Source organism: Anaerosalibacter massiliensis, from assembly GCF_024623155.1.
In the GTDB taxonomy this organism is placed as follows: Bacteria; Bacillota; Clostridia; order Tissierellales; family Sporanaerobacteraceae; genus Anaerosalibacter; species Anaerosalibacter massiliensis.
This window is the reverse complement of sequence record NZ_JANJZL010000004.1, coordinates 73,177-99,686: the sequence shown is the minus strand read 5'-3', so window position 1 is coordinate 99,686 and position 26,510 is coordinate 73,177. Positions and strand designations below refer to the sequence as shown.

Annotated in this window: 22 protein-coding genes; 3 read left to right on the top strand and 19 right to left on the bottom strand. The window is 30.7% G+C overall.

The genetic code is table 11. The features are described from left to right. The first annotated feature begins 732 nt into the window (after positions 1-732). Positions 733-1,853, top strand: a protein-coding gene (locus tag NSA23_RS07570; protein ID WP_097668048.1) for an IS3 family transposase whose coding sequence is annotated in 2 segments (ribosomal slippage) — positions 733-982 and positions 982-1,853 — 1,122 coding nt in all. Because the reading frame shifts where the segments join, the coding sequence is not laid out codon by codon here. A gap of 278 nt (positions 1,854-2,131) precedes the next feature. Here NSA23_RS07570 and NSA23_RS07565 read toward each other — a convergent pair. The 11 genes from NSA23_RS07565 to NSA23_RS07515 all read right to left on the bottom strand — a co-directional run bounded on the left by NSA23_RS07565 (position 2,132) and on the right by NSA23_RS07515 (position 14,414). Then, complete coding sequence (locus NSA23_RS07565) at positions 2,132-2,788, bottom strand: CPBP family intramembrane glutamic endopeptidase (RefSeq protein WP_042683003.1); 657 nt, start codon at positions 2,786-2,788, stop codon at positions 2,132-2,134. Positions 2,789-3,091: 303 nt separating this feature from the next. Beyond that, a complete protein-coding gene (gene rlmD, locus NSA23_RS07560) occupies positions 3,092-4,417 on the bottom strand; it encodes a 23S rRNA (uracil(1939)-C(5))-methyltransferase RlmD (protein WP_042683004.1) in 1,326 nt (441 codons plus the stop codon). Between the two features lie 750 nt (positions 4,418-5,167). After that, on the bottom strand, positions 5,168-5,560 hold the full coding sequence (locus NSA23_RS07555; RefSeq protein WP_042683005.1) for an FxsA family protein: 393 nt from the start codon (positions 5,558-5,560) through the stop codon (positions 5,168-5,170). Between the two features lie 3 nt (positions 5,561-5,563). Continuing rightward, a complete protein-coding gene (locus NSA23_RS07550; protein WP_042683006.1) occupies positions 5,564-5,986 on the bottom strand; it encodes an acyl-CoA thioesterase in 423 nt (140 codons plus the stop codon). Between the two features lie 13 nt (positions 5,987-5,999). Then, positions 6,000-7,757 carry a pyruvate kinase gene (gene pyk / locus NSA23_RS07545; RefSeq protein WP_042683102.1) on the bottom strand — a complete coding sequence of 586 codons (1,758 nt, stop codon included), beginning with the start codon at positions 7,755-7,757 and terminating at the stop codon, positions 6,000-6,002. A 16-nt stretch (positions 7,758-7,773) separates the two neighbouring features. After that, positions 7,774-8,733 (bottom strand): 6-phosphofructokinase, encoded by a 960-nt coding sequence (gene pfkA, locus NSA23_RS07540; RefSeq protein WP_042683007.1) that lies wholly within the window; start codon positions 8,731-8,733, stop codon positions 7,774-7,776. A gap of 34 nt (positions 8,734-8,767) precedes the next feature. Continuing rightward, complete coding sequence (locus NSA23_RS07535; RefSeq protein WP_042683008.1) at positions 8,768-8,962, bottom strand: hypothetical protein; 195 nt, start codon at positions 8,960-8,962, stop codon at positions 8,768-8,770. An 82-nt stretch (positions 8,963-9,044) separates the two neighbouring features. Then, positions 9,045-12,524: a DNA polymerase III subunit alpha gene (locus NSA23_RS07530; RefSeq protein WP_042683009.1), complete on the bottom strand. Its 3,480-nt coding sequence runs from the start codon at positions 12,522-12,524 to the stop codon at positions 9,045-9,047. Positions 12,525-12,716: 192 nt separating this feature from the next. Continuing rightward, positions 12,717-12,983: an HPr family phosphocarrier protein gene (locus NSA23_RS07525; protein ID WP_042683010.1), complete on the bottom strand. Its 267-nt coding sequence runs from the start codon at positions 12,981-12,983 to the stop codon at positions 12,717-12,719. A gap of 2 nt (positions 12,984-12,985) precedes the next feature. Continuing rightward, positions 12,986-13,945: a DNA-binding protein WhiA gene (whiA, locus tag NSA23_RS07520; protein WP_042683011.1), complete on the bottom strand. Its 960-nt coding sequence runs from the start codon at positions 13,943-13,945 to the stop codon at positions 12,986-12,988. A 52-nt stretch (positions 13,946-13,997) separates the two neighbouring features. Then, the gene (locus NSA23_RS07515; protein ID WP_042683012.1) at positions 13,998-14,414 is read right to left on the bottom strand and encodes an NUDIX hydrolase; all 417 of its coding nucleotides are present in this window, start codon (positions 14,412-14,414) and stop codon (positions 13,998-14,000) included. A gap of 127 nt (positions 14,415-14,541) precedes the next feature. On the opposite strand from NSA23_RS07515, the gene NSA23_RS07510 reads away from it, so the two are divergent. Then, entirely contained in the window at positions 14,542-15,579 is a 1,038-nt protein-coding gene (locus NSA23_RS07510) for a M42 family metallopeptidase (RefSeq protein WP_042683013.1), read from the top strand. Here the strand turns inward: NSA23_RS07510 and NSA23_RS07505 are convergent. Next, on the bottom strand, positions 15,572-16,117 hold the full coding sequence (locus NSA23_RS07505; protein ID WP_042683014.1) for a DUF2284 domain-containing protein: 546 nt from the start codon (positions 16,115-16,117) through the stop codon (positions 15,572-15,574). The genes NSA23_RS07510 and NSA23_RS07505 overlap by 8 nt on opposite strands. Before the next feature lie 93 nt (positions 16,118-16,210). Between NSA23_RS07505 and NSA23_RS07500 the strand changes: the two genes are divergently transcribed. Then, positions 16,211-16,738, top strand: coding sequence for a hypothetical protein (locus NSA23_RS07500; protein WP_042683015.1), 528 nt, complete (start codon positions 16,211-16,213; stop codon positions 16,736-16,738). A gap of 8 nt (positions 16,739-16,746) precedes the next feature. Here NSA23_RS07500 and NSA23_RS07495 read toward each other — a convergent pair whose 3' ends face one another. From NSA23_RS07495 to hprK, 7 genes are all read right to left on the bottom strand, one after another. Further along, the gene (locus NSA23_RS07495) at positions 16,747-17,766 is read right to left on the bottom strand and encodes a gluconeogenesis factor YvcK family protein (RefSeq protein WP_081915270.1); all 1,020 of its coding nucleotides are present in this window, start codon (positions 17,764-17,766) and stop codon (positions 16,747-16,749) included. 47 nt (positions 17,767-17,813) lie between these two features. After that, positions 17,814-18,662 carry an RNase adapter RapZ gene (rapZ, locus tag NSA23_RS07490; protein ID WP_042683103.1) on the bottom strand — a complete coding sequence of 283 codons (849 nt, stop codon included), beginning with the start codon at positions 18,660-18,662 and terminating at the stop codon, positions 17,814-17,816. A gap of 25 nt (positions 18,663-18,687) precedes the next feature. Continuing rightward, entirely contained in the window at positions 18,688-19,425 is a 738-nt protein-coding gene (locus tag NSA23_RS07485) for a PHP domain-containing protein (protein ID WP_042683016.1), read from the bottom strand. A 12-nt stretch (positions 19,426-19,437) separates the two neighbouring features. Beyond that, entirely contained in the window at positions 19,438-20,385 is a 948-nt protein-coding gene (gene murB, locus NSA23_RS07480) for a UDP-N-acetylmuramate dehydrogenase (RefSeq protein ID WP_081915271.1), read from the bottom strand. Positions 20,386-20,400: 15 nt separating this feature from the next. Further along, on the bottom strand, positions 20,401-21,720 hold the full coding sequence (locus NSA23_RS07475) for an ABC transporter substrate-binding protein (protein ID WP_042683017.1): 1,320 nt from the start codon (positions 21,718-21,720) through the stop codon (positions 20,401-20,403). Between the two features lie 92 nt (positions 21,721-21,812). Next, on the bottom strand, positions 21,813-25,340 hold the full coding sequence (gene nifJ / locus NSA23_RS07470; protein ID WP_042683018.1) for a pyruvate:ferredoxin (flavodoxin) oxidoreductase: 3,528 nt from the start codon (positions 25,338-25,340) through the stop codon (positions 21,813-21,815). A gap of 224 nt (positions 25,341-25,564) precedes the next feature. Next, positions 25,565-26,506 (bottom strand): HPr(Ser) kinase/phosphatase, encoded by a 942-nt coding sequence (gene hprK / locus NSA23_RS07465; protein ID WP_042683019.1) that lies wholly within the window; start codon positions 26,504-26,506, stop codon positions 25,565-25,567. Positions 26,507-26,510 lie beyond the last annotated feature (4 nt).

Here is a 26,510-nt window from a genome sequence, read left to right as displayed (position 1 = left end):
ATATAGATAATCTAAGAAAAAGAAAGTTCTCGTGAGTTTTTGTCCAATATTAAGGGGTCAGTCCGATCGGAAAAAGTCATTTCTCGTGACTGTCGTTGCCGCCTTTGGTTATAGGCATTAATTGCTTCATTTTTCAACACCCTTTTGCAAAATCCATTAAAAGCACATCGCACTTGCCATTGGATACGAGCAGGTTCCATTTGTTCGCCTCCCTTCGCAACTGCAAAGGCGGGTGATGATTTCCCCCTTCATAGCCCTCAACAAGCGTTTTTTCTAAATGCCGAAAATAGAAGCAATTCTTTTGAAAAAAATCTTATTAAACACAAAAAAAGCCCAACTGAACATAAGCCAGCTGGGCATAAAAGTTGATATATTTTATTAGAAATTGTGTGTTTGCACATTACAGCCACAATAATCCCATAACACTTCAAGACGTTTCTCGATATGTCGTGTGAAATCCAATCAGAGTAAACATAAATAAACACGGCGATAACCTCCTTCATACCACCGTGTTCTATCTAAAAAAAGGGCGAACTTAATACATCTTCCGTAATTCTATTTTTTTAGAAAAACGGCGGCTTTGAATTTTCTTATTTTCAAAACCGCCGTTTGATATTTTAACTATCCATATAGTTTTTGCACTCCTAACAAACAACGGTGGATAGGCTACAATAAACTAGACAATAAAAATAAGGTCATGTAAACTAATAATAGAAAAAGGAGAGAGTTTATATGACAAAGAGAGAAAGAAGAACCTATACCCCTGAATTCAAAGAACAAATGGTAAAACTATTTAAAAGTGGTAAGCCTAAGAAAGATATTATGGCTGAATATGACTTAACACCTACTGCTTTCAATACCTGGATAAAAAGAAGCCAAACTACTGGATCTTTTAAGGAAAAAGATAATCGTTCCCCAGAAGAAAATGAACTAATAAAGTTAAGGAAAGAAAATCAACAATTAAAGATGGAGAATGATATTTTAAAGCAAGCGGCGCTGATATTAGGACGAAAGTAAATGTGATAAAAAGCAATGCTCACAAATACAGTATATCAGCAATGTGTAAAATCCTACAAATCCCTAGAAGTACCTATTATTATGAATCAAAAGCAAAAGAATCTACAGATGAAATAACACCTAAAGTAATAGAAATATTTAAAGCGAGTAGAAATAACTATGGTACTAGAAAAATTAAAGTCGAGCTTAAAAAAGCAGGCTATATAGTATCTAGAAGAAAAATAGGTAGAATAATGAAGCAAAATGGCTTAGTATCAAACTATACGGTTGCTCAGTATAAGCCTTATGTGGATAAATGTAATGAATCAAAAATTGCTAATGAACTAAATAGAGAGTTTAATGCAGATGAACCGTACGCAGCTGTAGTCAGTGATTTAACATACGTTAGAGTTAATAAAAGATGGAACTATGTATGTTTATTAGTTGACCTATTTAATAGAGAAATAATTGGTTATAGTGCTGGCCCTAATAAAGATGCACCTCTAGTTTATAGAGCATTTGCAAGGGTTAAAACTAGATTAAATGATATTACACTATTTCATACAGATCGAGGCAACGAATTCAAAAACAAAATAATAGATGAAGTTCTGGATACTTTTAAAATTAAGCGTTCATTAAGCATGAAAGGCTGTCCCTATGATAATGCTGTAGCTGAAGCTACATTCAAGATATTTAAAACTGAATTCGCTAATAACTATCATTTTAAAAGCTTAGAACAGTTAGAAATTATGTTAGCTGACTATGTAAATTGGTTCAACAATATTAGGATTCATTCAATTTTAGGGTATTTGAGTCCTAAAGAATATAAATTACATAACCTTAAAAAAACTGTCTAAATAAGTGTTGACAATCCACGGTTTTTAGGTTGTATTAGTGTGTGAAGAAATATGTTGTAAGCTCAAAAGATCAAAACGCATTTTATTACTTATCGCTCCAGTAATGGAGAAAGTGGATTGTGGATTTTGTCCCGGAATTGTTTCCATCATCTTCAAAATAAGATGACCAATTAAGTTTTTAAACCTGATCTACGATTCGTCCCCCTAGGAAGGGTATTTACACGCTAATGGGCGGGACTCCTTCGTATCAAATCAAATCCAGCTCAAATACCCCTTCTTTAGTAGAAGAGTGACACTAATAAATTATACAAAGAGTGAATAATAATTACTGACCAAAGCGAGTTAGTTTTCTTATATATTAATCCAAATATAATACTCAAAACAAAAGCTACTACTATGGAACTTATAATATAAGGAAATTCGAACAACCCTTTATAAAACCAAATAGGAAAATGAATCGATACAAAGAGTAATGATGTAATTGTATTTGCTTTCCAGAAGCTAGATAACTCCATAAATTTTCTTAACAAAAAGCCCCTGAAAACAATTTCTTCAATTATGCCAACTAATAGAATGGTATTAAGCCATTCATTAAACCCTATATGAAAATCGATGTCATTTTTTAAAACTATAAGATTTAAAATGATAAAATAGGCTATAAAGACTAAGGATATCCATCCTGCCCATTTTATGCCTTTCCCAAAGTTATGGCGTAATCCTAAATAAGAAGACGGATTACTTTTTTCTACCAATTTAACTAATAAGATAACGGGAATAACCCAAATAATCATTTTAATAGTAGCTGATATTATAGCCCTAGGAACAGAATCCATCAAATCTAAATACTGAACCAACCATAATTCTCTAATACACCATAAAGCGTAGAATGATATAAAATATGCCCAAATGTAATTCTTATTTACTTTAGATAACATCAGTAACTCCTCCCTTTTTTCTCATCTTTTACAGATCCTAATGAAAGCTAATATAGTAATAATTAACGATAAAACTGCATATCCAATTGTCCACCAAAAATGTTCATTAAATGTAGAATAATCACCAATCAAAACATCCCGTGATAATTCAATTGCGTGAACAATCTGTTGTGTTCCCACACTCTAGGTCGATAACTACTGAAACATTGATATGGTTCCTTAACTCCTTATTTCTGATTTTATCACCCTTTGATACAAATACCATATGCTTGTAAAAGTGCTTGAAATTAAGGATTTCCAGCCTTATTGTCTTTGTAGCAACACTATACTCTCTACGTGCATTGTTTGAGGAAACATGTCCACCGGTTGGACTTCCATGACTTGATATCCTTTTTCATCTAAATATTTCAAATCTCTTGCTAATGTTGAAGGATTACAGGATACATATACTACCCGTTTTGGATTCATTTTTATAATTGTTTCTAATAATTTTTCATCACAACCTTTTCTTGGTGGATCTACTACTACTTTATCTGCAGATATCCCTTCCTTTAGAAGTTTTGGAACTATCTCTTCACTTTTTCCTTTTATAAACTCTATATTTTCAATATTATTTAATTTTGCATTTTCTTTAGCATCTTCTATAGCTGCTGGCACAATTTCCACACCATAAACCTTTTGAGCTTTTTCTGATACAAATAAGGATATAGTACCTATTCCACAATATAAGTCAAATACAGTTTCTTTGTCATTAACCTCTAAATATTCTAATGCCTTTCTATATAATACTTCTGTTTGAGTAGGGTTTACTTGAAAGAAAGAATTTGGTGAAATATAAAACTTAAATTTATCTATGTAATCTATTATTTTATCTTTTCCATATAGTTTAATATTTTCATTTCCTAATACTACTGGAGTTTTCTTTCTATTTATATTTTGGTATATAGATATTACACCCTCTATATTTTTTAAATTTTTTATAAGTTCATTTATATAAGGTAGTTTTTCATTAGTTGTTACTATAATCACCATAGTAGAACCATCTTTAGCAGTCCTAACTACTATATCTCTAATAATATTTTTATTTATATTATATTTATGCACATAGTCCTTTACTGCTTTTAGAACTTTATCCGAAGTTTCATTCTGTATAATACATCCTTCTATATCTACTACATCATGGCTTTTCTTTTTAAAATATCCTATAGATTTTCCACTTACCTTAAACATTCCTTTATTTCTATATCTGAAAGGTGTATCCATGCCTATTATAGGGTTTATTTTAATATTTTTAAGTCCTCCTATTCGTTCTATTGCATCTTTTACTATATTTGTTTTTATTTCTAATTGAGTTTTATAGTTAATCTCATGTAACTGACAGCCACCACAATCTTTATAGTATTTACATTTTGATATCTGTCTATCTGAAGAAGGATTTTTTATTTTAATTAATTTAGCTTCTCCAAATCTTTTTTTCACCTTTTTAATTTCTGCTATTATTTCATCTCCTGGAAATCCACCTTCAACAAATATAGTAAATCCATCTACCTTTCCTACTCCCAATCCATAGCTAGATATATCTATTATTTTCAGTTCTAATATATCGCCTATATTAACTGGTGTTTTCATATGCTACTCCTCCTACCAGATTGATTTTTAAATATTTTATTAATACCTAGTATATTAGATCTTCATAAAAAACTCTAGCATTATGTTATTTATTATTAACAATAAAACATGCTAAAGTTCAACTATTATTTTACCAAAAAGCCGAATATTTAAAAGGTCCTGAAAAATAAAACTTATACTAATTTCTCAAACATAGCTTTATTTATTCAACTTTTCTTACAATTGCCATTGGCGTTTGTTAATGAGTTTGACCTAGTGGATTATCTACAAATATTTCTTTACACATATCTTATCTACAGTTAAACAATTGTTTAAAATTCCCTATACATTTCTTCCTTTATAGCAAATTTAGATGGTTTAATAATTAAAACATTATATGCCCGTCACTGAGTTATAGATACTACTTTCTCACTAAAAAAGTGCATCGCCTTCTTTTAGATATGATTTAGCATAATCTACCATATCTATTATATCATCTCTATATTTATTAATTTTGTCTTAATAGGAATCCAATAGTATTTCTTATACATTATATAATTTTCTCCCTGCAATTTAATTACATTAATATTACACTTTTTTAAATTAATCCAAATAATCTAATAATTAAGCAAAAAACTTCTTACAATTTAACAAAAAAGAAGGCACACCAACAGTGTGCCCGCTAATAGAATCAGTATACCTTTGTCCTCTTATATCATATTAGGATTATAGACCAATATAATTTTTTATATACTATATGCTATGAAATAATTACCATCTTAGAAAGATCCTTGTATTTCCACGTTTAATCCTATTGGTAAAATATCTTCTTATAATATTTTTATATATCTCCCTTGTACCAGGAAGTATCATAGTTATCCCCATTATATCTGTTACAATACCTGGCACTACTAAAAATATTCCACCTATTAAAATACTTAGTCCTGTCAAAAGTTCTTCTCCTGGAACCCTACCTTGGGATAGCTGATTATTAATATTGGATAATACTATTTTTCCTTCACTTTTAGCTAAATAATATCCTGCAATTCCTGTAGCTATTATAAGTCCTATTGTTGTCCAGAATCCCATATTTTGAGAGGCTTTTATCAGAATGTATAGATCTATTATAGGTGTTACTATTATAAATAATAGTATTTTCCCCATTTATCATTCTCCCTTTTCTAAAGAGTTCTGTAATATACTCCATTCTTTTTTAAATTTCCTTCTAAACCTTACAGGCTTCAATTCTTTATCTACAAAAGCATGTTTAGTAAAACCTTCTACTAATAATTCATTATTGCTTTTTCTATATATTTCATATCTTAATTCAAGCCTTACACCTTTTAGTTTTGTCAATTTTGTTTTTATTATAACTTCATCATCAAATTTTGCTGAATTTATATATTTACATCCTGTTTCTATTACTGGCAAAAGAACTTCTTCATTTTCTAATTCACTACAAGCTAGACCTAATTCTCTAAAAAATTCATTTCTTCCTACTTCAAACCAAGTAAAATAATTGCCATAATATACTACACCCATTTGATCTGTTTCTTTATATCTAGCTCTTATAGTCGTTTCTTGTATCATTTTATTGCCCCCTTTATAGTACTCTAGCTTCTCCTTTATATATTGAGCCAGTAATACTATCTACTGTAACAATATCACCCACTTTTAATACTTCTGTTGCTTTTTCTACTCCTACAATAGTAGGTTTATCTAGATTTAATCCTACTATAGCTGCATGAGATGTAAGTCCTCCTTGCTCTGATACAATTGCTGAGGCTTTTTCCATATATGGCACTGTATCTTTATCTGTACAAGTACATACTAAAATATCTCCTTCTTCAAACTTTCCTTCCAATTCTTCTTTTGTATTTCCTATAATCACTTTGCCAGAAATAGCTTTATTTCCTATTCCTACACCTTTAAGAAGCACTTCACTTACTGTATGAACTTTAATTAAATTAGTAGTACCTGATACTCCTACTGGAATTCCTGCCGTAATAACTATTAAATCTCCTTGTTTTATATAGCCCTTTTCCAATGCACTATGTATGGAAAGGTCTATTACCTCATCAGTAGAAACACTTTTCAAAGATAAAACAGGATAAACTCCCCAAAGTAAAGCCATTCTTCTTCTTATTTGTTCCGTAATAGTTGCCGCAATAATTGGCGCTTTAGGTCTAAACTTTGATACCGCACTTGCAGTAAATCCAGAGGAAGTTGCTGTAATTATAGCACTTGCTCCTAAATCTTCTGCTGTTGTACAAGTTGCCTTACTTATAGCATTAGTCGTAGATATTCCTCTATTCTTTGATTTTTCTTTTAAAAGTTTCTTATAATCAAGGGAATCTTCAGTTCTCATAGCAATATTGTGCATAGTCTTTACTGCTTCTAATGGATATTTACCTGCTGCTGTTTCTCCAGATAACATAATAGAATCTGTACCATCAAATATTGCATTGGCAACATCAGTTACTTCTGCCCTTGTAGGTCTAGGATTTCTTATCATAGAATCTAACATTTGGGTAGCAGTAATTACAGGCTTACCTACTTCATTACATTTTTTAATTATTTCTTTTTGAATAATTGGAATTTCTTCTGTTTCAATCTCTACTCCAAGATCTCCTCTTGCTACCATTATTCCATCAGAAACATTTATTATTTCCTCTATATTTTCTACTCCCTCTTGATTTTCTATTTTAGATATAATGTGAATATAGTCTCCACCATTTTCTTCTAATATCTTTCTTATATCAAAAACATCTTCTGCCTTTCTAATAAAGGAAGCTGCTATAAAATCTATACCATTTTCTATTCCAAATATTATGTCGTCTATATCTTTTTGGGTAACGGCTGGTAAATTTATTTTTACCCCTGGAACATTTACGCCTTTATGGTCTTTTACTGACCCACCATTCTTAACAATACACCTTATATCTGTATCCTTAACTACTTCAATAACTTCCAATTCTATTAATCCATCATCAATTAATATAGTATCTCCACTTTTTACATCAGAAGCTAAACCTTCATAGCTTACTCCAACTATTTTTTCATCTCCTAAAACTTCTCTTGTAGTCAAAGTAAACTCTTGATTGTCTACAAGTTCTACTCCATCATCTTTAAAATTTTTCAGCCTAATTTCTGGACCTTTTGTGTCCAACATAATTCCTATTGGAAGATCTAATTTTTCTCTAATTTTTTTTATATTTCTTATTCTGTTTCTGTGCTCTTCATGATCTCCATGAGAAAAATTAAGCCTCGCTACATTTAATCCTGATAACATAAGCTTCTCTAAAATTTCTTCACTTTCGGAAGCTGGCCCTATTGTACATACTATTTTTGTCTTTTTCATTTTTTCACCCACCCTTTTAAATGGAAAGTATTTTTGCAACTTCATACATTTCTCTATCAAAAGCTTTCTCTTGAGAAAGTGCTTCATCTATATCTAAATCAATAATATCATTATCTTTAAAGCCCATTGCTCTTCCTGATTTTCCTTCTATTAAAAGTTCCACAGCTTTATTGCCCATTTTGCTAGCTATAATTCTATCAAAAGCTGTAGGTGTTCCTCCTCTTTGTATATGTCCAAGTATTGTTACTTTTGTTTCAGCACCTGTTTTCTCTTCTATTTCTTTTGCAAGTTCATAGGCATTTCCTACTCCTTCTGCTAAAGCTATAATACTGTGAAGCTTTCCCCTGTTTCTACCTTTGATTACTTTCCTACAAACGCTATCTATATCTATAGCTTCTTCAGGTACTATAATACTTTCTGCTCCACCAGCAAGTCCTGCAAATAGTGCTATATCTCCACAACTTCTTCCCATTACTTCAACTATATTTGCCCTACCATGAGAGCTAGATGTATCTCTTATCTTACTTATTGCATCTACAACTGTCTCTACAGCTGTAAAAAAGCCAATAGTATAATCTGTATATCCCATGTCATTATCTATTGTACAGGGCACTCCAATAGTAGGGACTCCTGCTTCACTTAATTTTTTTGCTCCCTTAAAAGATCCATCGCCGCCCAGTATTATCAAACCATCTATATTAAATACTTCTATTACATTTAATGCTTTTTCAATCCCTTCATCTGTTTGAAATTCCTCACATCTTGCAGTTCTTAATATAGTTCCACCTCTATGGATAATATCTGCTACACTGGAAAGATTCATTTCTTCAATATTTCCCTTTATAAGACCATTGTACCCTTGTTTTATGCCTAATATTCTTACATTATTATAAATACTAGTTCTTACAACAGCTCTTATAGCTGCATTCATACCTGGTGCATCTCCTCCACTAGTTAGAACGCCTATAGTTTTCATTTAAAATCCTCCTTACATTAATACATAATGATAGTTAAATAATTCCTAAATCCATTAATGCTAATTGAATATCCTCTGCCTCAAGTTCCGGTGCTAGAATTTTATATAGAGAGCTATCTCCATCTTTATCAAATATCCTAATTTTAACTAAAAAACCTTCTTCTACTAGTATATTTTCTATTTCTTTTGCCCTGCTATAATCATCAACTACATGAATTGCAGTCCACATATTCTCGCACTCCTTAAAAATAATATTATTAAATAATATTATAACACAATATATCTTGTTTTTTTATTAGATTTGATTTTCTTTAACAAATTCTCACACTATCCTTACCTACTACCCTTCGTACTTCATCTAATAATCCATCATCTTCTGCATTAACCCAATAATTCCTATCTGCCATTACAACCTTTTTCTCCTTCGCTAAATACACATATACTGGAACATCACCTCTGTAGTTTTCAAATATTTCTTTTAAATTATTAAAAGCAGTATTAAAATCACCTTCTTCAACTTTTATATAAAGTTTTTCTTTCTTATATTTATTTAATGGCCTTATAGATTCACTAATTATTTTAGGTTCATCTTCTTCACTTATACTCAGTCTACCTTCAATTACTACTATAGTATCTTCCTCTATATACTTTTGATACTTATCATAAGTTGCAGGAAAAATAATTATTTCTACAACGCCATATAGATCTTCTAAAGTAACAAAAGCCATCATATTATTGTTCTTAGTTATTTTATTTTTCTTATTAGCTATTATTCCTCCAATTGCTATACTTTGCCCATCCCTTAAACCTATATCTGTCATTTCTCCAGATATTTCATCAGACATTTGGAATAGTTCCGTAGTAGTTATTGTTGATATTTTCTTCAATTCCTTCTCATAGGGAGCTAGTGGATGTCCACTTATATATATACCCAGCCTTTCTTTTTCCATAGTCAGCAAATTCTTTTGAGGAAATTCCTTTAAATCTGGCAAATTATCTTCTGATACCTGATCTTCAATATTATCAAATAATGAACATTGTCCTTGTATATTTCTTTTTCTATCTTCATGAACTCCATCTATTATTTTTTCAAATACAGCTAAAAATTGAGCTCTATTGCCACCTAACGATTCCATAGCCCCACTTTTTATCAAGCTTTCAATAGCTCTTTTGTTCATAACTGTTCCATCTATGTTTTCTATTCGCTGACAAAATTCAGTAAAACTTTCAAAAGGCCCATCTTTTCTAGCTTCTACTATAGTATCTATAAGATTTTTACCTACATTTTTAACAGCCATAAGGCCAAATCTGATTTTTCCATCAGATACTGTAAACTTTCCACCACTTTCATTTACATCTGGAGGAAGTATTTCTATCTTTAATCTTTTACATTCTTGAATATATAATGAAACAGAATTAGTATTTTCCATAACACTCGTAATTAAAGCTGCCATAAATTCTACAGGATAATAATATTTTAGCCAAGCTGTTCTATATGCTATTACAGCATAGGCAGCTGAGTGAGATTTATTAAAAGCATATTTAGCAAAACTTATCATTTCGTCATATATTATATTTGCCGACTTTTCATCTACTCCATTTCTTATAGCACCCTGAATTTCTACTTCTCCATTTTCATCTAGTTTCCCATATATGAAATGCTTTCTTTCTTCCTCCATTACATCCATTTTCTTCTTGCTCATGGCTCTCCTTACTAAATCTGCTCTTCCCATAGAATAGCCACCAATATCTCTAACTATTTGCATTACCTGTTCTTGGTATACAATACAACCATAAGTAACATCTAATATAGGCTTTAATTTTGAATGTATATATTTTATATTAGAAGGATCATTTTTATTTTCTATATATCTAGGAATTTGATCCATAGGTCCTGGCCTAAATAATGAATTAGCAGCTACAATATTTTCAAAACCAGTAGGCTTTAACTCTTTTAAAAATTGTCTCATACCAGCACTTTCAAATTGGAAAATTCCTAAAGTTTCAGCATTGCTAAACATTTCATATACCTTAGGATCATCATAGGTAAAATCTGAAAAATCTATTTTAATTCCATGATTTTCCTCTATTAATTTCACTGCATCCCTTATCACAGTTAAAGTTCTAAGACCTAAAAAGTCCATTTTTAAAAGGCCTAATTCTTCTAATTCAGTCATTGTAAATTGAGTAGTTATAGAATCTTTATTTCTCGATAGAGGTACATATTGGGTAATAGGATCTTTAGATATAACTACTCCTGCAGCATGGGTAGATGTATGTCGTGGAAGACCCTCTACATTCCTTGCTATATCAATTAGTTCTTTTATTTCTTCCTGTTCATCATAAATCTGTTTTAAGCTTTTATTTACTTCCAATGCTTTATCTATAGTCATACCTAATTCCATAGGTATTTGTTTAGCTATAAAGTCTACCTGTCCATAAGGCATATTCAAAGCTCTACCTACATCTCTTATACTACCTCTTGCTGCCATAGTACCAAAAGTAACTATTTGGGCTACTTTGTCTTCTCCATATTTTTCAACTACATAATCTATAACTTCCTCTCTTCTTTCATAACAAAAATCTACATCTATATCTGGCATAGTAACTCTTTCAGGATTTAAAAACCTTTCAAATATTAAACCATTTTTAAGTGGATCAATATCTATAATCCCTAAGGCATAAGAAACCAAACTCCCTGCTGCAGAACCTCTTCCTGGTCCTACCATTATTCCATTGTCTTTAGCATATTTAATAAAATCCCATACTATAAGGAAGTAATCTGTATAACCCATGTCCACAATAGTATTAAATTCAAATTCAAATCTCTCTAATATCTCATCAGTAATATCATCATATCTTTCATTTAGTCCATCTAGACATAATTTTTTTAAATATTCTACATCAGTATATCCTTCTGGAGTTTCATATTCTGGTAAATGTAATGTATCAAAATCTATATCTACATTACATCTTTCACCAATTAAAACAGTATTCTTTATTGCTTCTTCTACATATCCAAACAATTCTATCATTTCATCATAGGATTTTAAATAAAATTCACTTGTAGGAAATCTCATCCTGTTTTCTTCATCTATAGTTTTCCCTGTTTGAACACATAACAGTACATCATGAACTTTTGCATCTTCCCTTTTTAAATAATGTACATCATTAGTAGCAACTAGTGGAATATCTATTTCCTTACTAAGCCTAATTAGCTCTTTATTTACAAGTTCTTGTTCTTTAATTCCATGATCTTGTAGCTCTAAGAAAAAATTTTCCACTCCAAAAATATCCTTATATTCTAAAGCTGCATCTTTAGCCCCTTCAAAATTGCCATTTAAAATTTTTTTCTGAACTTCTCCTCCAAGACAAGCACTTAATCCAATTATTCCTTCACTGTATTCCCTAAGTACATCATAATCAACTCTTGGCTTATAATAAAACCCATTTACATATCCTTCAGATACTATTTTCATAAGATTTAAGTAACCTATATTATTTTCCGCTAGTAAAACTAGATGATATTGATTTTTCTCTCTAGGATTTTTATCAGTATATTTGCCCATAGACACATAAACTTCACATCCTAAAATAGGTTTTACACCTCTTTTAGTTGCCTCTTTGTAAAAATCAACAACTCCGAACATGGCACCATGATCTGTAATGGCAATACTATCCATTCCCAGTTCTTTAACCCTATCTAATAATTCTCCTATTCTATTGGCACCATCAAGTAAACTATATTCTGTATGAACGTGAAGGTGAACAAATTTTCCTTTTTCAGTCATATCCATTCCCTTTCTATGTTTTCTTATTATAAATATGATTCTATCATAAAAATACTAAAAATAATAATCTAAAAACTCCTAGGGCATCCTAGGAGTTTGTTAAAAAGTTCTCTATTTTAATGCTATTAAGCCTTCACTATTAAGTTAGTATCCCACTAGCATTTATAAATAAAAGAACAAAAATCTACTATTTTAAGCATCTAGTATTCTATTTTCTATTAAATCGGATAAATCTTTAACAGCTTCCTTTTCATCCTCTCCTTGAGCAATAATATTTATTTCTTCTCCCTGAAATACTCCCAGGCTCATTACCCCCATAATACTTTTTCCATTAACCTTCTTTCCATCTAATTCTATATATATATTACTTAAATATTTGTTAGCAGTTTGAACAAATAATGCTGCAGGTCTTGCATGAAGTCCTATTTCATTTTTAACTACAACTTTTTTTGATTCCAATATTAACTCCCCCTCTCCTTTTTTAAATCATCTGCAATTTCTTCTATTTTCCTGAACCTATGATTTACACCAGATTTTCCTACAGGTGGACTTAGCATAGTTCCTAGTTCTTTCAGGCTAGCATCTCTATGCTTTAATCTTAAATATGCTAAATCCAATAAGTTTTTAGGTAGTTTTTCTAATCCTATAGTACTATCTATATACTCAATATTTTTTATCTGTCTTAAGGATGCATCTATGGTTTTACCTAAATTAGCTGTTTCACAATTAACTATTCTGTTTATATTGTTTCTTACATCTTTCAATACTCGTATATCTTCTAATTCTAATAATGCTAAATGGGCTTCCATAATATTTAAAATATCCACTATCTGTTCCCCTTCTTTTAAATATATGACGAAATTTTCTTTTCTTGTCACAATTTTGGAATTTAATCCAAAGCTGTTAATTAAATTTGAAAGTTCTTTCCCATGTTCCTCATTATTAGTAACGAATTCTAAATGATAGGTTTTTTCTGGATTGCTAATAGAACCCCCTCCTAGAAAAGAACCTCTTATAAAAGATCTTTTACAACATCTTTTACTTATTATGCTTTTAGATATACTATAATCTAGATGGAAAGAATCATATTCATTAGATTTTATCAGCTCAATATCTCTTAGTATTTTTTTTGTAGCTCTTGTATTTTTTACTACAATTAAATAATTATTATTCTTTTTTAATTGTTTATTCCTTCTCACCATTACCTCTACATCTATATTGTACATAGCCTTCAACAGTGAAAAAATCCTTCTGGCTATGGCAGCGTTTTCCGTAGTGAATTTAAGACTTATTCCATAGGCACCATTTATTTGAATAATTCCATTCATACGTACAATTGCAGCTAGTTCAGCCTTTGCACAGCATTTGTTTTTTATTGGTATTCGTGAAAGTTCATTTTTTGTAAAAGAAGAAAATGACATTATATCTCTCCTAATTCTTTATTACTTTAATATAATATACTCTATGTAACCTCTATTGTAAAGTATTTTTATACACTTTTATAGCTTTTATTGCTATTTTTTTCTCATCTAAATATCTTAATTTATCTAATACTCTATCTATATGAATAAATTGGGCTTCAATAAAACCCTCTTTTTTTTGCGGAATACATTCCATATTTTTAGCTGTCATTAAAAACCAATGTACAGTTTTGTTTATATTTTCATCTCCCCTAATATTCATAAAATTATAATTAATTTTACCTATATATTCTATTATTTCAGCTTTTATTCCCGTTTCTTCAAAAACTTCTCTTAAAGCTGCAGCCTTCAATCCTTCTCCTTTTTCAACCCTTCCTTTAGGAAGAACCCAATGTCCATTAAATTTTTTCAACAATAAAATTGCATTTCCAAATCTAACTATTCCTCCAGCACTCACCTCTTCAATCATTCTTCCCACTCCTGTATCATTTAAAACATTATGCTCTATATATTTATATTATAACATTTTATAAAGGATTTTTTCAGCTTTTATAGAATATAAATATATATATATTAAAAACTTAGGAGGGTTTTATATGGAAATTTCAATGAATTATGTAGTAGATATACTTTATAAATTGTTAAATATACCTAGCCCTTCAGGAAATACATTAAAAGCTATAAATTTTGTAGAAAATGAATTTCATTCACTAGGTATAAAAACTTATAAGACTAATAAAGGTGCAATTATAGGGACTATTGATGGAAAAAATAAAGATGAAGAAGTTACTTTATCAGGTCATGTAGATACTTTAGGTGGAATGATTAAAGAAATTAAATCCAATGGGAGGCTTAAAATAACTCAAATAGGTGGATACCCTTGGAACTCAATTGAAGGGGAATATTGTACTATAGAAAGTGCTAATGACAAATTATATAGTGGTACAATTTTAACCACAAAAGCTTCAACTCATGTTCATGGCGATGATACTAGTACTCTTGAAAGGAATGAAGATAGTATAGAAATAAGGATTGATGAAAAAGTTAAAAATAGTGAAGATATAGAAAAGCTTGGAATATCTGTAGGAGATTATGTGTTCTTTGACCCTAGAGTTAAAATTACTGACTCTGGATTTATTAAATCTAGACATTTAGATGATAAAGCTGGTGTTGCTTCCATATTAGGCATTGCAAAATATTTAGTAGACAATAATATAACTCCTAACTACACTACTAACTTTTTTATAAGCAATTATGAAGAAGTTGGCCATGGTGCCAGTGCTGCTATTCCTGAAAAAACTACTAAATTTATCGCCATCGATATGGCAGCTCCAGGAGAAGGCCAGACCTCTAATGAGTATAGTGTTACTATTTGTGCAAAAGACTCTACTGGTCCTTATGATTTAGATTTAAAAAGACGTTTAATTGATCTAGCTAAAAATAATAATCTAAACTATAAGGTAGATATATACCCTTATTATGGTTCTGATGGCAGTGCTGCATTAAGAGCTGGATATGATTTTAAAGTTGGACTTATTGGTCCTGGAGTAGATGCTTCTCATTCTTTTGAAAGAACTCACAAGGAAGCATTAGAAAATACTATTAAATTAGGTATATTATATCTAACTAAATAATAATCATCCCTACCCAAGTCACTTCTGTATCTTTAAATTCAATCTCTAATCCCATTTTGGCTACTGTATTTATAACATCTATTCCTAAAGATTCTGAAGAAGGCCTTGAATACTCTGGGTAGGGACACTCTCTATATCCCAACACCTTTTTACAGGGATTACAAAGTTTACAATTTCCCGCAATTAATGCAAGGGCATTTTCAAATCCTAAATCTTTTCCTTTCTTTTCTATCTCTAAAAGTATTTTATGAAGTTTCCTTGCTAGTCTAAAGTATTCTTCTCTATCTTCTTTATTCAAAATTTTTTGTTTTATTAAAACTACAATACAATAGTTAAACTTTTCTAATTTATTTTTAAAATCTTTTATTTCTCCTATATCTGGAGGACACATAAAATTTTTATCATACTGTCCACATTTATTATCTTTGCAATATTCCCTTACTTTTTCATCTATTATTATATTATTCGTTGGTATCTTCCCCAAATAAATAATATTCTCATTCTTTATATATTCTACAAGCTTTTCCATACTGCCCATATTAAAACTCCCTTATATTTTTATTGTAAATCCTCTCGATTTTTCCAGTTTATTTTTAAAAATAATTCAAACACTAATATTGGAGGTGCTAATATGAATATAAACGAAAAATTCATTATAAATCTACAAGGAAAAAATTTCATAACCTATGAAGGTCTATTAGATCTAGCCCATAAAAAAAACTTAAAATCTATAGATGTAGACCTTATTCAAATCCCTACAGTAGAAAATAACATGACTGCTATTTGCAAGGCCACTGCTATTACAGACAATGAAAAGTTCTCTGATATAGGAGATGCTAGTCCTCAATCAGTAAATTCAAATATAGCTCCTCATCTAATACGAATGGCTTCTACTAGGGCCAAAGCAAGAGTTTTAAGAGATTTAAATAATATAGGTATGACTTCCTTTGAGGAAGTATCTTTAGATGAAGATAAAGAGGAAAATAAAAATATTCCATCTGATAATATCTATGAAGAACCACCTACTGAAAGACAATTAAACACCATAAAAAGATTATCAGATGAATTAAATTTTGTAATCCCCTATGAAAATTTAACTAAAAGAACAGCAGGAACTTTAATATCTAGAATGTTAAATGAGAAGAATAAAAAACATTAGAAGAAAGCTTAAGAATAAGCTTTCTTTAATTTATCCTTCCTTACTGATAAATTAAATATTAATTCACTAGCTTTTAAACTATCATGACGAATATAATCCTTCTTAACTTCTATTAAATTGCTTTTTATCATTTTTATATTTAAATTATTTAATCTTTTCTCATCTTCTTCAGTTAAAATAACTGGCTTGGAACCATCTTCTTTATATTTTTCTAAAGTCTCCTCTGGTATCTTTTCTATATTTACAATTACATAATCTAATAAATCTTTTCTACTATGCTTAAGTATAGCCTCTACATGGTCAAATACAGTGTAGTCATCTGTTTCCCCTGGTTGAGTCATTACATTAGGTAGATATACCTTTTTAGCTTTAGATTTATAAATATGTCCTACCATATCGTTTACTAATAAGTTTGGAATAACACTAGTATATAAACTACCTGGCCCCAATACAATTATATCTGCCTCTTCTATAGCTTCTACAGCTTCTTCTACAGGATAACTAATCTTTGGCTCCATGTATACTCTGTCTATTTTACTTGATGCTTCTTTATTCTTTAAAGGTATATTTGACTCACCTTCTACTACATTTCCATTTTCTAAAACCGCATATAAAACTACATCCTCTAATGTCATAGGAAGAACTTTTCCTGTCACTGCTAACACATTTGAAGTCTCTTTTATAGCTAATTCAAAACTTCCATATATTTCATTCATAGCAGCTATAAATAAATTGCCAAAATTTTGTCCTTTTAAGCTACCTTCTTTAAATCTATATTGAAGTATTCTTTCCATATCAGGTTCTGTATTTGCAAGGGCTAATATACAATTTCTTATGTCTCCAGGTGGTAGCATCCCTAGATCCTCTCTAAGAATTCCTGAGCCTCCTCCATCATCTGCAACTGTTACAATAGCTGTAATATTTGAAGTATATTCTTTTAGCCCTCTTAGGAGTATGGAAAGGCCTGTTCCTCCTCCAATAGCTACTATTTTAGGCCCTTTTGATAATATCCTATTTCTATATGCCATTTATTTTATTCCTCCCAACTAAATAGGTTTGGGGTTTATAGAACCCTTTAAGAATCTCTGTGATTTATTATAACTCTATTCCCCTCTTTAGCTAACTCTTCATATAGTACATTTGCTATAGTAACTGATCTATGTTTTCCTCCAGTACATCCTATGCCTATGACTAATTGAGTTTTACCTTCTTCTATATAATAAGGTATGAGAAAATTTAACATATCTAAAAGCTTATTAATAAATATTTTTGTTTGCTCCCATTTTAATACATAATCTCTTACATTTTCATCCCTTCCTGTAAAATCTCTTAACTCTTTAATGTAGTAAGGATTTGGTAAAAATCTAACATCAAATACTAAATCTGCATCTAAAAGCATACCATGTTTAAATCCAAAAGAAACTACTGATATAGTAAGCTTTTTTGATTCTCCTCCTTCTACAAATATTCTCCTTATTTCACCTTTTAGCATTCCAATAGTCAATTTAGAAGTATCTATTATATAATCTGCCTTCTCCTTCACTTCCTTAAGGAGTTTCCTTTCTTTAGTTATACCATCTATAAGTCTCCCATTTAAACTTAAAGGATGAGGACGTCTTTGTTCCTTATATCTTGTTATCAATACATTATCTAAAGCGTCTAAAAATAGTATTCTATATTTCAAACCTTTTTTCCCAAGTTTTTCTAAACTATTAAAAAGAGCATCAAAAAATATTCCCCCTCGAATATCTACTACTACTGCTACCTTTTTAATATCTCTTTTAGATTCATAACAAAGCTCTGCAAATTCAGGCAATAACTGGGGTGGCAGGTTGTCCATACAATAATAGTCAATGTCTTCCAATGCCCTCATGGCTTGGCTCTTTCCTGCTCCCGATAGCCCTGTGATTATAACAAACTCCATATCCAAATAAAGCCACCTCCAAAATTTAGTCTATAATATTTCTTATCCGTTCCACAGGTACCTTTCCCTTTGAAGCTCTTTCTATTCCATTCTTTAAATTTCCAACATTTTCTGGGTGATGAGCATCACTATTTATATAAAAATAAACTCCCTCTTTTAAAGCTATTTCTATTTCTTCAACTGTTAAATGGCTATGACTAGAATTTATCTCTAGTGCAGTATTTTTTTCCTTAGCCTTCTTAGCTATTTTTTTTATATCTACATATACTTTAGAACCTGGATGTGTTATTAAATCAATAGGGTATCTATCCATAGCTCTAAGCAAAGCTAAAGTATTCATTTTTCTTGTAGATTCTCTCATCTTTGGTATAATCCTAGATAAAAAATTTAAAAAATACAATTTATAGCCATCTTTAAATGTTCTTGGCATTGCTCCAAAATGATATCCTAAGAGAAGAATATCCAGCATTTCTAATATTTCTTCATCTATATCTAGAGTACCATCATACCCTATGATATTAGCTTCTATTCCTAAAAGTATTTTCAAACCTTTAGGTTGAAACTCCTTATTCAGTTCATCTATTTCCTTTCTCATCTTCTTTATATTTTCTCTTTTTACACCATAGGTAAAATGGCCTGGTCCATGATCACAAATAGCTATCTCTTTTAATCCTCTTTCAAAGGCTTTTTCCACATTATCTCTTATAGTGCCCTTTCCATGGCTATATATAGTATGGGTATGATAGTCTCCAATAATTTTCATATATTTCTCCTTTTATTCTCTTCCAATAATCTTTAACTCTGGTTCTAATTCTACATTATATTTATCTTTTACAACTTTTTGCACTACTTTTATTAAAGTTCTAACATCTTTACTTGTGGCATTTCCACAATTAATTACAAAACCACAGTGCTTTTCAGATACTTGAGCGTCCCCATATTTTATTCCCCTAAGTCCTGATTCATCAATCAATTGACCCGCAAAATGTCCTTCTGGTCTCTTAAAAGTACTTCCTCCACTAGGAAAATTTAAAGGTTGCTTTGAAGTCCTCTTTTCCGTCAATTCTTTCATCTTTCCATCTATAACATCATAATCCCCTTTTTCAAGTTTCATTTCAATTCCTAAAACTATAAGTCCTTCTTCTTCTACTCTACTTTTTCTATATCTAAAATTCATCTCTTCATTAGAATATTCTACTATATCACCATTTTTATTTAAACATCTTACTTTAGTTACTATATCCTTCATCTCTCCACCATAGGCTCCTGCATTCATAGTTATGGCTCCTCCAATACTTCCCGGTATACCACTTGCAAATTCTAATCCAGTGAGAGAGTTTTTTAAAGCTCTTTTGCTTACAACAGTAAGAAGGGCTCCAGATTCTGCTCTTATAATATCTCCTTCTACTGTTATATCTCCAAATTCTTCTGAGATTTTAATAACTACGCCCTCCATACCTTTATCACTTACTAATAAATTAGAGCCATTGCCCACTATATAAAAATCTATATTATTATTTCTACATATTTTTATTCCCTCAATTAACTCACTTTCATTACTAGGTACAATCATTACATCCACTGGACCACCTATTTTGAAAGAAGTATGATTTTTCATAGGTTCATCTAAAAGAACTTTTCCCACATTTACATTGCTACTAAATATCTTTTTAACATCTATTTTTTCCAACAAAACCACTCCTACCTTTATTTTTTCTTTCATATCTAATATTATACTTTATTTTGTCAAGTTTTCTACCCGTATCTTAGCTTCTTCTATAGCTTCTTTTGCAGTCTTTTCTTTCAATACTGCCTTTTTTATTTCCTCTTGTAAAATAATATCTATAGAATTCCACTTTTCGTCTCTAGATACAACTTTAGTATAACTCAATGTTTCTTCAATTCTTTTCATCTTTGGATTATCTTTATACATATCATTTATTCCCTTTTTAACTGTAAATACTCCCAATTCTTCTAAAGTCCTTTGACTAGAATCTTGAGTTAAAAATTTTAAAAACTCAATACACATTTCCAACTTTTTTTCATCTTCCTGCTTAAATATTCCAAAAGAAGCTACCCCATTATTTAAAGCTATTGGAAGTTTTTCATCTCCTAAAGGATAATTTGCCACATCAAAATTAAATCCTTCTCCTTTGTTTTGAAGATCTTCTAAGACTTTCAATGCCCAAGACCCAGTTGGATATACAGCTATTTTTTTATCTTTATAAAACATATCCCAACATTCTTTTTCTCCAAGAATACCGAAATCCTTAGGAGTTACTTTATATTTATATTTTAAATCTACCACCTTTTGGACTCCCTTTATAGCTTCATCTCCATAAAAACTATATTTATTCTTTTTGAAATTTATTATTTCAGCACCATCACTAAGGATTATTCCCCAAATATTATAATAATTAGGTTCAATAAAAGAAACAAAACCAAAAGAATCATCTACTCCATCATTATCAGAATCAAAGGTAAGATCTTTTAAACTTTGAACAAACTCCTCATAGGTCCAATTTCCATCTAGTGGAGGCGAAACTCCTCTTTCATTAAATAAATCTAAATTTAGATACATAGTATAGGTTGTCATCGCAAAAGGCAAACCAATTATATCTTCATTATAGTTTACTGTTTTTAAAGTTTCAAATTTAAACTCTTTAAGTTCGTCATGTTTTAAATAATCATTTAATACCTCTAATTTATCTATCCAAGGAAAATCATAACTTATAGGTACAATATCTGGACTTTCATCATCTTTAATAGCATTTTCTATCTTTTCAGGCCCACTTTCCCAATCCAGTGGTGTAAAATCTATATACACTCCAGGATTTGCCTTTTCAAATTCCTTTATTCTAGCTTGAATCCAACTGTATCTACTTCCTGTATCAATATCTAACCTTGGATAATCCCACACCCTTATAATTCCAGTATAACGTTCTTCTGGTTCTTCTATTAATAAATCTGGGTCATTTAAAGAAACATAAAAAGACCAGAATATAATAAATGCAATCAATAACATTCCAATTATTTCTTCACCTTTTCTTATGGACATAAAATTCACCCCTTTAAATATTTATTCAAATAGGGTGAGCTTTATGTAAAAAAGTAGAGGCTTAAGCCTCTACTTTAGATTTGCCTATTCAATTATTCAGCCATTCTTCTATATTTTTCATATCTTTCTTTTGCATCTTCTTCTGCTTTCTTAAATAGTTGATCTGCTACTTCTGGGAAAGTACGTTTTAATGATGTATATCTTACTTCAGTATTTAAGAATTCAACGAAATCTTCTGTTGGTTCTTTTGAATCTAGAATAAATGGATTCTTTCCTTCTTCTTTTAATACTGGGTTATATCTATATAGATGCCAGTATCCTGCATCTACTGCTCTCTTTTCTTGTTCTTGACTATTGCCCATTCCACCTTTTATTCCATGATTGATACATGGTGCATATGCTATGATAAGTGCTGGGCCATCATATTGTTCTGCTTCATTTAATGCTTTAAGCAATTGATTTTTATTTGCTCCCATAGCCACTTGTGCTACATATACATATCCATAGGATGCTGCTATCATACCTAAGTCTTTCTTTCTAACTCTCTTACCTGAAGCTGCAAATTTAGCTACAGCAGCTGTTGGAGTTGATTTTGATGATTGACCTCCAGTATTTGAATATACTTCTGTATCAAATACCAATACATTTACATCTTCTCCAGATGCTAGTACATGGTCAAGTCCTCCAAATCCTATATCATATGCCCATCCGTCTCCACCAAAAATCCAGACAGATTTCTTGATTAGATATTCTTTAAGTTCTTCAATTTCATTTAGTATTTCTTTTCCTTTATCGTTTCCTATTTCTTTATTTAATAGTGGAAGAATCTTTAATGTTGCTGCTTTTGAAGCTTTAGCATCAGATTTTCCTTCTATCCATTCATTGAATACTTCATTTATTTCGTTGTCTATGTCTAATGAGATAAACTCTTTCATTAGTACTTCAAGTTTATTTCTTAATTGATTAACAGCTGTCGCCATACCATAGCCATACTCAGCATTATCTTCAAATAGTGAATTTGCCCAAGCAGGTCCTCTTCCATCTTGATTTGCACAATATGGAGTTGCCGGTGCACTAGCTCCCCAAATAGACGAACAACCTGTTGCATTTGCGATTATCATTCTGTCACCAAATAGTTGAGTAACAAGTTTTGCATATGGAGTTTCTCCACAACCTGCACATGCTCCTGAGAATTCTAGTAATGGTTGAGAGAATTGACTACCTTTTATATTTTCTTTTGCCATTAAGTCGTCTTTAACTTTAACTGTCATTGCATAATCCCAGTTCTTGGATTGTTTTTCAACTTGTTCTTCTAGTGGTTTCATAACTAATGCTTTATTTTTTGCTGGGCATACATTAGCACAGTTTCCACAGCCAGTACAATCTAATGCACTTACTTGTATACGATATTCTAGGTTTTCAAATCCTTTACCCATTGCTTTCTTAGTTTCAAAGTCTTCTGGTTTGTTTGCTACTTCTTCTTTATCTAATAAGAATGGTCTAATAGCAGCATGTGGACATACAAAAGAACATTGGTTACATTGTATACAATTGTCTATTTGCCATTCTGGAATATTTACTGCAATACCACGTTTTTCATATGCTGCAGTTCCATGTGGGAATGAGCCATCTTCTCTGTCTACAAAAGTACTTACAGGAAGTTTATCTCCCTCTTGTCTATTCATTGGAACTAATACATCTTTTATAAAATCTGGTAATTCTTTATCAACTGCTGTTTCTTCAGCTACTTCAGCATTCTTCCAGCTTTCAGGTATATCTATTTTTACTAATGCTTCAATACCTTTATCTACAGCTTCATGGTTCATAGAAACTACATCTTCACCTTTTTTGCCATAAGTTTTAACTATGGAATCTTTTAGATATTTAACTGCATCTTCTATTGGTATAACATTAGCTAGTTTAAAAAATGCAGATTGCATAATCATATTTGTTCTGTTTCCAAGACCTATTTCATTTGCAATAGCTGTAGCATCTATTGTGTAGAAATCAATATTGTGTTCTGCTATATATTTCTTAACGTCCCCTGGTAAATGCTTATCTAAATCTTCAACTGACCAGTTTGTATTTAATAAGAATTTACCTCCATCTTTTAGTCCATCTACTACACTATATTGATGAACATAGGATTGTTTTGAACAGGATATAAAGTCTGCTTCATCTATTAAATAAGTGGATTTTATAGGTTCATGACCAAATCTTAAGTGAGATATAGTAACTCCACCTGATTTTTTACTGTCATATGCAAAATATCCTTGAGCATACATGTCTGTATTATCTCCAATGATTTTGATAGCACTCTTATTTGCACCTACAGTACCATCTGAACCTAATCCCCAGAATTTACATCTAATAGTGCTTTCTGGAGCTGCTTTTATGTCTTCTTTAATTTCTAATGATTTGTGAGTTACGTCATCTATAATACCTATTGTAAACCCATTCTTTGGTTCTTCTGATTTTAAGTTTTCAAATACAGCATTTATTTGTGATGGAGTAGTATCTTTTGATCCTAATCCATATCTTCCGCCAACAATTAATGGAGCATTTTCTTTGCCATAGAACATTGAACAAACATCTAAATATAAAGGTTCTCCTAATGCTCCTGGTTCTTTAGTTCTATCAAGAACTGATACTTTCTTTACTGTTTTTGGCAATACATCAAAGAAGTATTTTTCTGAGAAAGGTCTATATAGATGTACTTCTATAACACCTACTTTTTCTCCTTTATCTATTAAATAATCAACAGTTTCTTCTATTGTTTCAGTTACAGAACCCATTGCAATTATTATATTTTCAGCTTCTGGATGACCATAATAGTTAAATGGTTTGTATTCTCTTCCTGTTAATTCAGATATTTCTTTCATATAATCATTAACCATATCTGGTATTCTATCATAATATGGATTTGCAGCTTCTTTAGCTTGGAAGAAAATATCTGGGTTTTGTGCAGTACCCTTAGTATATGGACGTTCAGGGTTTAAAGATCTATTTCTAAATGCTTTAACTGCATCCATATCTACTAATTTTTTAAGATCTTCATAATCTATAACTTCAATCTTTTGAATTTCATGGCTAGTTCTAAATCCATCAAAGAAATGTACAAAAGGTACTCTACTCTTAATGGATGTTAAATGTGCTACTCCAGCTAAATCCATAGTCTCTTGAACACTTCCTGATGCAAGTAATGCAAATCCTGTTTGTCTTGTTGCCATTACGTCAGAATGATCTCCAAAGATGCTTAATGCATGGCCTGCAACTGCTCTTGCTGTTACATGGAATACACCTGGAAGAAGTTCTCCAGCCATTTTATACATATTAGGAATCATTAGTAATAGTCCTTGAGAAGCAGTGAATGTTGTAGTTAGGGCTCCTGCACTTAATGAGCCATGTACTGCTCCTGCTGCTCCTGCCTCAGATTGCATTTCTGTTACCTTTACTTCTTGATCAAAGATGTTTTTTCTACCATGAGCTGCCCAATCATCAATTAACTCTGCCATTGTTGATGAAGGTGTGATTGGATAAATTGCTGCTACATCTGTGAAAGCGTATGCAACATACGCCGCTGCTGTATTACCATCCATGGTTTTCATAACTTTTGCCATTTATAGACCCCCTTAAAATAGTACTTACTAATTTTTAACTTTGTATAAAAATTGACATACTTTCCTTATTAAACAAGGATTAAATTCATATATTACTATATTTTTAGTATATTAAACATTATAAATAAAGTCAACTAGGAAAAAAAATAGTTATTTATGTCGTAATTGTGAATATAAAAAGATTACATATGCATATTAAGAAACAAAATATTGTGATTTTTTTATCAGTCTTCTTGCTTTTCTCTTTTCCTTTTTTTAATTTCTTTTTTGACCTTATTATCTAATGCTTTTGCCGCATTATAACCTAACATTTTTTGCCTATTATTTCTAGTTGCTACTTCTATTATCATAGCAGTATTTCTGCCTGGTCTTACTGGTATTACTAGTTTCGGAACTTTTATACCTAATATATTAGCATATCGTTCATCTAGTCCTATTCTATCGTATTCTTTTTCTTCATCCCAAAATTCTAGTTCAATAACTAAATCTATAAATTCCCAGTTTTTAACTGCACTAACTCCATAAAGCCTTTCAATATCTACTATACCAATCCCCCTTATTTCCATAAAATGCCTTATAAGCTCTGGGGCTGTTCCTCTTATATCATCTTCAACTCTTTTTATTTCTACAGTATCATCAGCTACTAGCCTATGACCTCTTTTTATTAATTCTAAAGCAGTTTCACTTTTTCCAACTCCACTTTGTCCAATTAAGAGCACTCCCATACCATAAACTTCAACTAATACTCCATGAACAGTAATTTCTGGTGCTAATGCATAATCTAAATAATTTATTAAAAGATTTATAAACTTAGTAGTAGAATGCTCTGTTCTTAAAAAGCTTACATCCCTTTTCTTAGCAAATTCTATCATTTCAGGAAAAGGCTCTAATCCCCTAGATATAACAACTGCTGGTATTGGATAAGAGAACATTTTTTCTGTTCTTTCACGCCTTATATCTTCAGGTAAGCTATTTAAATAATACCATTCTACATTTCCAATCAATTGAAGTCTTTCATGAGCAAAATGGTCAAAATATCCTGCTAACTGGAGTCCTGGTCTATTTACATCACTTTTATTTATCTTAACTTCATCTATATCACTTGAACTATACATAACTTCTAAATCTAAAGCTTCAACTAATTTACTAAGGGTTACATAGTCCATTTCA